At 69.7% G+C, this 12,171-nt stretch carries 11 protein-coding genes; all 11 read right to left on the bottom strand.

Features of this window, described 5'->3' with window-relative positions:
• Nucleotides 1-110 precede the first annotated feature (110 nt).
• The gene (locus ACWDO5_RS33100) at nt 111-1,013 is read right to left on the bottom strand and encodes an NAD-dependent epimerase/dehydratase family protein (protein ID WP_450534253.1); all 903 of its coding nucleotides are present in this window, start codon (nt 1,011-1,013) and stop codon (nt 111-113) included.
• A 92-nt stretch (nt 1,014-1,105) separates the two neighbouring features.
• Nucleotides 1,106-2,020 carry an NAD(P)-dependent oxidoreductase gene (locus ACWDO5_RS33095; RefSeq protein ID WP_450534252.1) on the bottom strand — a complete coding sequence of 305 codons (915 nt, stop codon included), beginning with the start codon at nt 2,018-2,020 and terminating at the stop codon, nt 1,106-1,108.
• 61 nt (nt 2,021-2,081) lie between these two features.
• Nucleotides 2,082-3,104 carry an autoinducer 2 ABC transporter substrate-binding protein gene (locus ACWDO5_RS33090; protein WP_450534251.1) on the bottom strand — a complete coding sequence of 341 codons (1,023 nt, stop codon included), beginning with the start codon at nt 3,102-3,104 and terminating at the stop codon, nt 2,082-2,084.
• Nucleotides 3,105-3,175: 71 nt separating this feature from the next.
• Nucleotides 3,176-4,270 carry an ABC transporter permease gene (locus ACWDO5_RS33085; RefSeq protein ID WP_450534250.1) on the bottom strand — a complete coding sequence of 365 codons (1,095 nt, stop codon included), beginning with the start codon at nt 4,268-4,270 and terminating at the stop codon, nt 3,176-3,178.
• Nucleotides 4,267-5,298, bottom strand: coding sequence for an ABC transporter permease (locus tag ACWDO5_RS33080; RefSeq protein WP_450534249.1), 1,032 nt, complete (start codon nt 5,296-5,298; stop codon nt 4,267-4,269). The genes ACWDO5_RS33085 and ACWDO5_RS33080 overlap by 4 nt, the downstream gene beginning before the upstream one ends.
• 55 nt (nt 5,299-5,353) lie before the next feature.
• A complete protein-coding gene (locus ACWDO5_RS33075) occupies nt 5,354-6,943 on the bottom strand; it encodes a sugar ABC transporter ATP-binding protein (protein ID WP_450534248.1) in 1,590 nt (529 codons plus the stop codon).
• Nucleotides 6,940-7,806: a class II fructose-bisphosphate aldolase gene (locus ACWDO5_RS33070; protein WP_450534247.1), complete on the bottom strand. Its 867-nt coding sequence runs from the start codon at nt 7,804-7,806 to the stop codon at nt 6,940-6,942. Before ACWDO5_RS33070 ends, ACWDO5_RS33075 begins: the two co-directional genes overlap by 4 nt.
• A complete protein-coding gene (locus ACWDO5_RS33065; RefSeq protein WP_450534246.1) occupies nt 7,800-9,272 on the bottom strand; it encodes a four-carbon acid sugar kinase family protein in 1,473 nt (490 codons plus the stop codon). Before ACWDO5_RS33065 ends, ACWDO5_RS33070 begins: the two co-directional genes overlap by 7 nt.
• A complete protein-coding gene (locus tag ACWDO5_RS33060) occupies nt 9,269-9,952 on the bottom strand; it encodes an aspartate/glutamate racemase family protein (RefSeq protein ID WP_450534245.1) in 684 nt (227 codons plus the stop codon). Before ACWDO5_RS33060 ends, ACWDO5_RS33065 begins: the two co-directional genes overlap by 4 nt.
• 355 nt (nt 9,953-10,307) lie before the next feature.
• The gene (locus tag ACWDO5_RS33055) at nt 10,308-11,012 is read right to left on the bottom strand and encodes a FadR/GntR family transcriptional regulator (RefSeq protein ID WP_450534244.1); all 705 of its coding nucleotides are present in this window, start codon (nt 11,010-11,012) and stop codon (nt 10,308-10,310) included.
• 374 nt (nt 11,013-11,386) lie between these two features.
• Nucleotides 11,387-11,686: a hypothetical protein gene (locus ACWDO5_RS33050; RefSeq protein ID WP_450534243.1), complete on the bottom strand. Its 300-nt coding sequence runs from the start codon at nt 11,684-11,686 to the stop codon at nt 11,387-11,389.
• Nucleotides 11,687-12,171: the final 485 nt, after the last annotated feature.

Genomic DNA, 12,171 nt, shown 5'->3' with positions numbered 1-12,171 from the left:
CTTTATTCGGCCGCCGTGGTCGTGTTCTTAACGCACCGCTCCGGCACGGGTGATGGTGGTGCCGTCGTTGCTGCGGGGTCCGGTCGCTTCGTGGCCTGGGAGTGAGGGGGTTAGTTGTTGGGGGTGGTGCTTTCGGGCAGGGGGTTGCCCTCGGCGTCGAGGTAGTCGCGCCAGGAGCGCTTGGGCTCCCAGCCGAGGAGGCGGTGGGCCTTGGCGCAGGAGATGCCGGAGGCGTCCGGGCGTGCGAGGTCGCGGATTTCGATCTTGTCGCCGTAGTAGGTGCGGACGTTTTCGGCGAAGTCGTGACCGCCTACGTTGTCGGGGGAGGCGATGTAGAAGACCTCGTGACCGGGCAGCTCGGATTCGGTGGCGAGGACGATGGCGTCGGCCAGGTCGTAGGCGTCTATGTAGCTCCACAGGTTGGGGCTGAGCACGGACGCGTCGCGGATCTGGGGGCCGAGATTGCGCGCGTAATTGCCCTTGTGCTGCACCCAGCTGGGCCGGATGGAGATGGCCCGGATGTCGGAGCGCTGGATGGCTGCGTCCATGAGCTGCTCGGAGAAGAGCTTGGACAGCGCGTAGGGGTCCTGAGGCGCGACCGGGTGTTCCTCGTCGACCGGGGCGTACTGGGGCAGGAAGGGCCGCTCGGGGAAGAAGAATCCGGGGACGGTCTCGGAGGAGATGTTCACGAAGCGGCTGATGCCGAAGCGGACGGCGGCTTCGAGGACGTTGAACGTGGCCATGAGGTTGTTCTGGAAGACCACGTGCGGGGGGTTGTGGGTGGGCTCGGGGATGGCGGCGACGTGGACGACGGCGTCGTGGCCGCGGACCACGGAGAAGGCGTCGCCGGGGTTGGTGAGGTCGGCCTGCTGGTAGTCGGGGGTTCCCGGGGCCGGCCGGTCGAAGTCCGGCCGGGCCAGGTCGGAGGCTGTCACCTGATGCCCGGCCGCGACCAGCGCGTCGGTAGTGGCGCGTCCGACCTTGCCCAGCGCTCCGGTTACGAGGACTCGCATGGTGGTTCTCTCTTTCTTTTTCTTGCTGTCGTTCCGCCGGAGTGCCGTGCCGGTGGTGTTCCAGGAGCGGCGGCGGTCGTTCGGGATGTGCGTCAGGAAGTCGTTGGGGGGTGATCCGTGGTGGGGCCGGGGCCCCATCGCCGGTAGAGCTCGATGAGGCCGGCGTCGTCGCCCTCGATGAGGCCTTGTGCGGCGCCCATGGTGAACAGCTGGGCGGCGGTGGAGGCCAGGGGCACCGGGATGTGGCTGTGTTGTGCTTGTTCGACGACGAGGCCGAGGTCCTTGACGAAGAGGGACAGGGCGCTGCGTACCGGGCTGTAGCTGCGGTGGAGCATGCGCTCGCCGCGGTCGTCGAGCATGAAGGATCCGGCGGCGCCGCCGCGGATGGTCTGCCATACGGCGGTGGAGTCGAGTCCGAGGGATTCGGCGTAGGCGAGGGCTTCGGCCGCGGCGGCGATGTGTACGCCGCACAGCAGCTGGTTCACGAGTTTCACGGCCTGGCCGTCGCCCGCGTTCTGGCCGACCTGGACGACGGTACTGCCCAGTACGTCGAGGGCGGGCCGGCTCCGGTTGAAGGCCTCGTCGGATGCGCCGGCCATGATGACGAGGTCGCCGGTGGCGGCGCGGGCCACGCCGCCGCTGACCGGGGCGTCGACGACGGCCACGTCGTGGTCGGCGAGGGCGGCGGCCAGTTCCCGGGCCGGGCCGGGCCCGATGGTGCTCATGATCACCACGGTGGAACCGGGTGCCGGCAGCGGGCCGGTGCCTCCGGCCGGGAGCAGGGCCTGACGGGTCTGGGCGGCGTCACGGACCATGACCATGATCAGGTCGGCATCACGGGCGGCCTGTGCGGGGGATGCGGCCATGGTGAGGCCGTCGCCCGCAGCCTGGGCCGTGGGACGGGACGCGCTGTCGAAGGCGGTGACCGTGGCGGTGCCGGTGGTATGCAGGCGGTGTGCCATCGGCAGGCCCATGGCGCCGAGCCCCAGCCACCCGACCTTCATCATGTGCGCTCCTGTTCGTGGTTGGAATTGCCGGGGATTTCCCGGCTCGGGGTTGCCGGGGGTGTCACCACTTGTAGTCGTCGATGTTCTCCTTGGTGAAGATCAGCGGCTTGGAGAAGGTGATGACACCGTTCTTTGCGGTGAAGCTGCCGAGGTCGCCGGCGGTGAAGGTGCTGTTGGGCCCGATCTTGCCGTCGTGGGCGAGGCGCGCGACGTGCATGACGAGCTGGCCTTCCTTGGTCTCGTCCCACAGCGGTGAGCAGGGGATGATGCCCGACTTGACGTACTGCCGGATGGAGGCGGGGTCGGAGGTGCCGGTGACGAAGACCTTGCCGCTCTTGCCGAGCTTCTGGACGGCTTCGGCAGCGCCGGCCTCGGCGGCGCCGTCGGGGGCGATGATGGCCTTGACGTTGGGGTAGGCCTGCAGGATGTTCTGCGCGGCGGTGAGGGACTGGGAGGGGCTGGACTGCCCGTACTGGGTGGTGACGATCTTGATGTTGGGGTAGTCGGCCTTGAGGGTGTCCTTGACGGCCTTGATCCACTGATTCTGGATGGTGGCGTCCGGGGTGGAGGACAGGATCGCGATCTCGGCCTGCGGCCCGGCGGGCTTGGCGACGCAGTCGACCAGGGCCTTGCCCATGGCGGGCAGGTCGGTGTTCTGGATGAAGAAGTCGCGGGCCTCCGGCAGAACGTCGGAGTCGTAGGAGATGACCTTGATGCCCTGCTTCCTCGCCTGGATGAGGGCGGGGGCGAGGACGGAGGGGTTGTTGGCGGTGGTGGTGATGACGTTGTAGCGCTGGGCGATGAGGCTGTTGAAGACCTGGACCTGGCCCTGTGCGGAAGCGTCGACGGGTCCGTCGTACTTGAAGTCGATGTTGAGGTCGCTCGCGACGGATTCGGCCCCCTGCTGGTTGGCCTTGAACACGGCGAGGCCGACGAGCTTGGGAACCATGGCGACCTTGATCTTGCCGCCGGCGGCGGTCGAGCTGCCGGTGCCGGTGGTGGTGCCACAAGCGGTGGTGACCAGCATGGTCGCGGCGGCGGCAGCGGTGAGGGCCACCCATCTGGTGCGGGAGGTGCGGGACATGGCAGTTCTGCCTTTCTTGCAGGGTGTGGTGCCGTAGGAGTCGGCGGTCCGGGGGCGGACCGGGGCGGGTGTCACTGCGGGGGCTGTCCTGTGGTGGGGCGGGGGCCGCGCAGGTTGCCCAGGCGGTGGCGCAGTCGCTCGGCGAGGCTGGTGTCGGCCGGGGCGGCGAGCATCTTCACCGCGATGGCGACGAGCATGACGACGCTGACGACCATGTTGCTGGCCAGCTGGGAGTAGCCGGAGATGAGCAGGCCCTGGGTGAGGTAGCCGAGGGCGAAGACGGCCACGATGACGCCGAGGACCCTGCCGCGGCCGCCGAAGATGTCGACGCCGCCAAGGACGATCATGGTGAGTGCGGGCAGCAGCAGGCTGCCGCCGAGGTCGGCGCGCACGGCGCTGTAGAACGCTCCCAGCAGCAGCCCCGCGATGCCGGCCATCAGTGAGGAGAAGATGTAGGCGCGGGTCAGCTGGGCGTTGACCTTGATGCCGGAGTAGCGGGCGGCGCTGGCGCTGTGTCCGATCATGGTGATGGACCGGCCGAACTCCGTGCGGGTCATGAGCAGCAGGACCATGGCGGCGAGCACCGCGAAGATGATCAGCTGCAGGGGGACGGGACCGAGGGTGCCGACGCCCAGGGTGGTGAAGGAGGCGGGGAAGCCGTAGGGCGGGGAGTCGCCCGCGACACCGGTGGCGATGCTGGTCGCGATGAAGCCGACGGCCAGGGTGCCGATCAGCGGTTCAAGGCGGCCCCGTACCACCAGCAGGCCGTTGGCCAGACCGATCAGGAGTGCGGCCAGCAGGCCGCCGAGCGCGGCCAGCCAGATGTTGATGCCGCCCTTCCACAGGGCTGCCATCACCACGCCTGACAGGCTGGCGGTGGAGCCCACCGACAGATCGATGCCGCCGCTGAGGACGACCGGGGCGAGGCCGAGGGCGACGATGCCGGTGGTGACGAATTGCTGGGACAGTGACAGCAAGCCGTTGCCGCCGTTGAAGAAGTCCGGTGAGCTGACCGAGAAGTAGAGCAGTTCGACCACGAACAACAGCAGCAGGCCGGATTCCCAGCCGCCGAATCGGCTGATCAGGCCCAGGGCCCGGGCGGGGCGCGGGGGTGTGGGGTCTTCGCTGCCGGCAGGGGAGCGCGGGGCTAGGGACAGGCCGGTCATGAGGTGGCTCCTTCCACGCCGGAGGCTGCGCGGGAGAGTCGGGCGTCGAGTAGCACGGCGATCAGGATGAAGACGCCTTGGCCTGCGGTGTTCCAGATCGCCGGAATGCCGGAGAAGACGAGGGCGGTGAGGACCAGGGAGAGGAACAGGCTGCCGAGGACGCCGCCCAGGACGCCGCCCCGACCTCCGCTGATCATGGTTCCGCCGATCAGGACCGCGGCGATGGACTGCAGTTGCATGTTCTCCGCGGTGCCGGTGGTGGCGGTGGCCGCGGCGGTGTGGGCGATGTAGACCAGTCCGGCGAGGCCGGCCAGCAGGCCGCTGACGAGGTAGGTACTGAAGACCGTGAAGCGGACCGGGATGCCGACGGCGCGCGCCGCACGTTCGTTGTTGCCGACCGCGAAGACGTTCCGGCCGAAGGTGGTGTAGCGCAGGACCGCCCAGCACACCGCGGTGAGGACGGCCAGCAGCACCACGGGCTGGGGCAGGCCAGGCAGGAGGGTGTTGTTGCCGAAGCCGGCGTAGGCGGGCGGGACGCTGGTGACCTGGTCGCCGTTGGTGTACAGGAACTGCAGGCCGCCGAAGAGCCCGAGGGTACCGAGGGTGACGATGATCGGCGGGATGCGCACGACGCTGACCAGGAGGCCGTTGAATGCACCGAGGAGCAGTCCGATTGCCAGGGCGAGCAGGACGGCGGCCGGCAGCGGGAGTCCGCTGCGGGTGGACATCAGGCCGGTGACCACGGCGGTCAGGCCCATGATCGGGGCGACGGACAGGTCGATGCCGCGGCTGATGATGACGAACGTCTGGCCGAGTGAAATGAGCCCGAGGACGACCGAGTTCAGCATGATGAACTCGATGTTGCCGCGGGTGAGGAATCCGGGTTGGACGGATCCGACCACCGCGGTGATCACCAGCAGCGCCACGACGAGCTGCGCGGAGCGGTTGCGCAGGAGGGCCTGGGCCAGCTGCCGGTGAAAGGGAGGGGCCGTGCGGGAGAGTTGCGGTACGGCTGCTGTTGCTGACATTGGCGCTCCTGGCGCGGGTGGGCTAGGGGGTTGGGGGGACGGTCGGTTTGGCCGGTCAGGCGTCGGGGGCGGGGTCGGCGTCGGGGGAGCCGAGGATGAGCCGGCCGATGTTCGCCATGGAGATCTCCTCACCGGTCAGTTCTCCGGTGATCCGGCCTTCGTAGACGGTCAGGACGCGGTCGCACAGGCGCACCAGTTCCTCCAGTTCGGAGGAGATGACCACGACGGCGAGGCCGTCCTTGGCCAGGTCGTCGATGACTTCGTAGAGCTCCTCCTTGGCGCCGGCGTCGACGCCACGGGTGGGTTCGTCGAAGACGGCGGCTTTCGGGGAGGTCAGGAGTGCCTTGCCGAACAGGCAGCGTTGCTGGTTTCCGCCGGACAGGGAGCGGATGGGCAGGTCTAGGGAGGCCGCCCGGACGTTCAGTCGGCGCGTCATCTCGGCGGTCTCGCGCTGTTCGCGGCCGAGGTCGAGGAGACCGAACCGGGACGAGCGCAGACGGTTGACAGTGCTGGCCGACACGTTGTGGGTGACCGTCATGTCGAGGAAGGCGCCGTTCTTGGCCCGGTCCTCCGGCAGGTAGACCAGGCCGGCGTCGATGACCTGGCGCAGCGGCAGCTCGGACAGCTCGGTGCCGTCGACGGTGACCGTCCCACCGGTGCGGGCCCGCAGATTGACCATGGCCTCGGCGATCTCGGTGCGTCCGCTGCCCACCAGGCCGGCGAAGCCGAGGACCTCGCCGCGGCGGACGGTGAAGGAGACATCGGTGAACGACGGCGGGCTGCTCAGGTCGGTGACCTCGAGGACCGTCTGGTCGGTCGCGTGGCTGGTTTCCTTGCGGCGGCCCAGGTCGATGGCGCGGCCGACCATCTTGTGCACCAGGTCCGCGGGGTCGGCGCCGGGCCCGTCGACGCTGTCGATCAGGTGTCCGTCGCGCAGGACGGAGATGCGGTCGCTGATCTCCAGGACCTCGTCCATGCGGTGGCTGATGAAGCCGAGGACGTAGCCCTGCTGGCGCAGCTGACCGATGACCTCGAACAGCCGCTCCACTTCGTGGCTTGTCAGCGGGGAGGTGGGTTCGTCGAAGAAGATCACCCGGGATTTACGGACCAGGGCCCGTGCGCATTCCAGGAGTTGTTGCTGGGCGATGGTGAGGGCGCCGACCGGGGTTTTGACGTCCACCGACAGGCCGACCAGCGGCAGGATCTCCTCGGCTCCTTGCCACATCCGCTTCCAGTCCAGCAGCTGCAGTCCGCGGCCGCGCTTGGGACTGCTGCCGAGGTAGAGGTTCTCGGCCACGGACAGGTGGGGGAGTAGCGAGGGTTCCTGCGGAACCAGGTAGACACCCTGCTCCAGGGCGGCACGCGGGCTGCCCAGCGTTACCGGGGTGCCGTCCATGCTGAACCGCCCGGTGTCCGCCCGGTAGATGCCGGAAAGGATCTTCAGCAGGGTCGACTTGCCGGCGCCGTTCTCGCCCATCAGGGTGTGCACTTCACCGGGGCGGAAGGCGAGCGAGAAGTCGTCGAGGACGGTGACGCCGGAGAATGCCTTGCTCACGTGTTCGGCGAGGTATCCCCTGCCGAGCGCGCGGTCGGGTGCGGGGACGGCCGTGGCCTGGCCGGGGCGGATGGGTGCGGCGGTGCTCATGTGTCCTGCCCTCCTTGCGGCAGATCGGCGAACAGCCGGATGCGGTTCTCGGCTGCCGCCGCGACCGCGTCCCGGGCCGCGTTCAGCACGCCCTGCAGGTGGTAGCCGTCGTCCCGGGCGGGTGCCAGGGTCTCTTCGAGGGCGGAGAAGCAGGCCCGCCGCAGCTCCGCGTTGACGTTGATCTTCGCGACGCCGTGGCCGATCGCGGCGCGCAGCACGTCGTCGTCGATGCCAGAGGCGCCGTGCAGCACAAGCGGGACCGGAACGGCGGCGGCGATGGCGGCCAGCCGGTCCAGGTCGAGTCGGCCGCCGCCGTGGCTGAAGCCGTGGACGTTGCCGATCTGTACCGCCAGCGCGTCCACTCCGGTGCGTGCCGCGAACTCCGCGGCCTGGGCCGGGTCGGTCAGCAGTTCCTGCTGCTGGGCGGCGACCGAGCGGTCCTCGTCGCCGGGTATGGCGCCCAGTTCGCCCTCCACCCAGGCACCGGCCCGGTGTCCGGCGGCCACAGCGGCCTTGGTGAGGCTGATGTTCTCCTCGAAGGGCAAATGCGAGCCGTCGACCATTACCGAGGAGCAGCCCAGGTCCAGGCAGGCCTGGATCTCCTGCAGGTCACGGCTGTGGTCGAGGTGGACGCCCAGTTGCGCGGGGGAGCGGCCGGCGGCGTCGATGACCAGGCGTGTGAGGACACCGAGGTCGACATGGCGGAAGACGCCCGCGCCGAGCTGGAGCAGCACCGGCTGGCCGGTGGCCTCGGCCGCCCGGCACAGGGCGGTCGTGGTCTCCAGGTTGTAGGTGGTGAACGCGCCGATCGCGCGGCGCTCCTTGCGTGCGGCGGTCAGCTCGCCCGCGTCGAGGGTCAGCATGAGGTGTCTCCGTTCAGCACGCGGACGGCAGCGAGCAGGTCGCCGTCACCGCCGACGTTTCCGGCGAAGACCACGTACGGCAGTCCGGCGTCGGCGCCGTCCTCGGCCTGCCAGAGCGAGACCATGCCGGGCAGCAGCGAGCCGAGGACCTTCGCGCGGCTGGCCGACAGGCCGTAGGTGAACAGGTCGCTGGAGGTGATGCCGCCCTTTGCCAGCAGGTAGCGCGGGGGCCGGGCGCGCACGACCTGGCCAACGGTGGTGACGAGCGCCTGGGAGACCGCCCGGGCGATGGCGAGGCTCTCCTGTCCGTCGCCGCCGGTCACCAGTTCCCTGCTGGTGACCAGCAGGACGTCCCGGCTCTCCAGCGCTTCCAGCACCTGCTGTACGGCCGACCGTACGGCGCTGTCGGCTTGTACCGGGTCCAGGACCGAGCGGACGTCCAGCTCGACGCGCACCGGGCTACCGCCGTCCATCAGGCCCTTGACCTGCCTGGTGGTCAGGGCGACGTGCGAGCCCACCACCACCAAGCCGTGCCCGCCGCGCGGCCCGCCGGGGTAGATCTCCTCGCCCCGCAGCGGGGGGCGCTCGGTGATGCCGCCTCGGGCACGTACGAACGACGGGCCGGTTCGGTACAGGAAATGCCGGCCCTCGGCCTCGACTTGGAGGATGGCCAGGACGACGGCCTCCAGGTCGGTGGCGTCCAGCGCGTTGATTACGGCGGGGCGTCCGTCGCGCAGCTCGCGCAGCAGGGTGGCGATCCGGTCGGGGCCGCCGGAGCGGATGTCCTCGATGCCGATGCTGACCACGTCCTCGGCCCGCACTGCGCCGCCCGTGAGTTCCTCGATGTAGGAGGGCAGGTGGGAGGTGGCGAAGGAGAACGTCGCGTCGGTGGCGTAGTGCGAGTCGGAGACCGGGCGCAGCCAGTCGTCCTCGACGATCCAGTGCTCGTCGCGCGCGGTCACCCGCCCGGCCTCCAGGTACGCCGGGCAGAAGAGGATGCCGTCGACCGGCCGGCCGGCCGCCCCGAGGGTCTGGGTGATCGCGGCGGTCTCGGCCGCGAAGTGGCCGCGCAGGGTGGAGTCGCCGCGGCTGATCACGCTGACGGCCACGTCCTCGGCAGCCGCGGCCTCCAGCACGTTCGCGACGGCCTCGCGGTTGACCGCGGCGGCCTCCGCCTCGTCCAGGCTGCGGGTGTTGGTCAGTACGTATACCACCCGGCTGTCGCGGGTCAGGGCCCAGCGCAGGTCCTGCACGCTCCACCGGGTCACCACCGGCACGCCGTGCACGGTCTGCGTTCCGGTGGGATCGTCGTCCAGGACCACGATCCGCTGGCGGTCCGCCGCGAAGGCTTCGTCCAGCTGGGCGCGCCACGTTCCGGCGGCGGCCGGTTCGGGCAGGCCGGCCAGGACGTCGGCCAGACGGACCCGGCCGGCTCCGGTGTCGTGGCGGTGCGAGGTCAGGCTCATGCCTGCTGCCCGTTCAGCACGTGCACCGCGTTCTCCACGCCGCTGCGCGGGCTGGAGAGCACGGGCTTGCCGACCGCATCTGCGATGGCCGGGGCCAGCCGTGCCATGGACGCCTGGGCCAGCACGATCGCGTCAACCTGGGAGGCCAGCGCGCGGGCGCCGTCCAGCACCATGGCGTCGTGACGGTCGCGGTCGCCGGACATCAGCACGGAGAAGGCACCCTCGCACAGGTGCTCGGTCACCTTGATGGCGCGGCCGGCGGCGAGGGCCTTCTCCTCGATCAGCGCGCGGGTCGGCGGCAGCGTGGTGGGGACGGTCGCCATGACACCGATGGTGTCGCCGGCCTGGACCGCCGCCTCGGTCATTGCGTCGTCGATCTTGATGATCGGCACCGAGACCAGCCGCCGGGCCACGTCGATGGTGGGGCCGAGGGACGAGCAGGCGGAGAAGATGACGTCGGCGCCCGCGGCCTCCGCGGCCTGGGCCAGGTGCACCATGCGCTGGGTGCTGGCGGGTGAGATCTGCCCCTCGCGCATCACGGTCGCGAGCACGTCGCTGTCGACGAAGTGCAGGACCTCGGCGTCGGGCGCCAGCTCCGCTATGTAGTCCTTGATCATGGGTTCGACGTTGACGAATACAAAGCTCGTGTGCAGCACGGCTATTGAGGGACCGGTAGGCACCGGAGGCTCCTTCAGGGTGTGGGGCATCGGCCCTCGTGCCGGACCGGCTCGAGGACAGGGGGGCACAGCGACGGGACGCACCGAGGGCGGTGCGGGCAGGCCAGAGCTACGGGTCCCGCGCTGACGGCGGGAGGCTGCCGCCGGGCCGGAGTCGGCCGGGCGGGCACGGTCCGCGGTCCGGGGGTGTCATGCTGAGCGGGGGCGTCGAAGGGCGACGTGCCGCGGCGTAGGCATGCCCGCCCCGGGGGCGGACGGAACGGGTGTTGAGGTGTGTGCGAGAGGTCGGTTTCGGGGGTGGGAAACCGCGGCTCGTAGGGCGTGCGGGTTACTGCTCGGTCGAATCCAGGGCCGGGGGTCAGCCCGATGAAGCGACGTACTGGTCGAAGTCGTCTTCGGTCTGGTGCATGTGGCGGATCATGGCCAGCCGGGCCGCTTCGGGATCCCGGCTGGTCAGTGCCGCCAGGACGTGACGGTGCCGTTCGATCGCGTGGTCCCGGATCTCCGGGTGGGCGGAGGTCTGGGTCCGGGTGAGATGGAGCAGCTGACCGATGGGGTCGAACAGCGCCGCGATGAACGGGTTGCGCGACGCGGTGAGGATGATCTGGTGGAACGTTAGGTCGGCGTGGACGAAGCCCTCGACATCCGCGGTGTCGGCCGCGGCGATCATGTCGGTGAGGGTTTTCTCCAGGGCCGCCAGATCCTCCTCGGATCGCCGGGTGGCCGCGAGTTCGCATGCGGCCGCCTCGATGAAACGCCGCGCCTCGATCAGGCGCTTGGGCAGCGAAGGGTCGGAGCCGACCCGGTAGGAGAGCAGCTGCGGGTCCAACGCAGACCACTGGGAAACCGGGTTGACGAACATTCCCTTGCCGTGGTGCACCTGGACAACCGACTTGGCGTTCAGGCTTTTGATGGCCCCACGCAGGGTCGGCCGGCTCACGCCCAGGAGGCTGGCGAGTTCCTGTTCGTTGGGAAGGGCGGATCCAGCGGGGTACTTGCCCGTGGTGATGTCGCGGATCAGCGCGTCAGCCACCGTGTCGACGAGGTCCCGTCGCTCAACCATTTCCCACTCCTCACACCTCACACGTCAGAGGACTTGAGGAGGACAGTAAGTGGCGAAACAACCAGAGTCAACGTTTCAATAGAAACGTCTCAGAAACATGGGCGTCTCCGCCGGTCCACCTGCCCGGAAGCCCCGCGCCGCCTGCCCGCAAGCCCCGCGTCGCCAGAGCATGGACCCCGGCGCCGCCGCCCGTGTGCGATGCCCGGAGGCACCGCGCCCGGGGGCGCGGGACGCACGCGGTCCGGCCTGGGCCCGGTCGCGCAGGGAGCCTGGCGACGATCCGAGCCACGTAGGTCTTCACCGTCGCTTCATTGAGCGTCAGCTTCTGCGCCGGTTCGGCATGGGAGATGCCGCGGCCCACCAGCAAGGCCGGCTCAGGCCGGCGGAGCCATGTCCTGGTCGACGGAGACGGGGGCGGCTCCCACTGCGTCACGCACCGCCTCCACGATGGATTGGTGGAGGCTGCGGCTGGCCTCTTCGGACGGGCACGGGATGGGGCTGCCGGCCATGGTGTACCAGTCCGAGGCACCGCTGAATTGAACGGCGATCTGAGCCTGGCCGTCGGACCAGGTGGTGTGGACGGTCACGTCACCGCCGATCACACCGACCTCTTCGGTGAGGACGCCACCGGCTCCCGCGTAGATTCCGGTGGTCGTCCACGATGCCCAGGTCATGGCGCAGGCCCTCACTGACGGTGGCAGAAGCTGAGTGTCGGCTTGCCCCCCGATTGCCGTTCTTCGAGTCTGACACCTGCAGGACCGGTGCGCGCGGTGATGACGCGGGAGTGGCGCCCTCGGCCGGCCGATGGATCACCGCAACCGACGGCGGGACTCCCCGCCCCCGGCCCCCGCCCTCGTCGAGTACTACCCCGGAACTCCGGCCGGCAGCGGCGCCGCACCGCGACGATGAGACCGTGCGGTTCACCACCGGCGAGGACGCCGCCATCTGGAATCCGGACGCGGCGAGCCACCTGGACGAGCTGTATCAGTGGCAAGCACGGCTACGGGACTCGATGAATGCGTCAGGTAGTAGCGCACCGTCAACTTCCGGGGGTCAAGCCTTCGGGCGTCCTTTGGGTGTCGAAGTCGATGGACTCGCTGACCCTGCGCCACTCGGCGTCCGAGGAGGTCAGATTCTGTGCTGCTCGGCAGTGACGCCG

It is taken from the genome of Streptomyces sp. NPDC000880, assembly GCF_053599675.1.
This window is presented reverse-complemented; position numbering and strand designations above follow the sequence as displayed.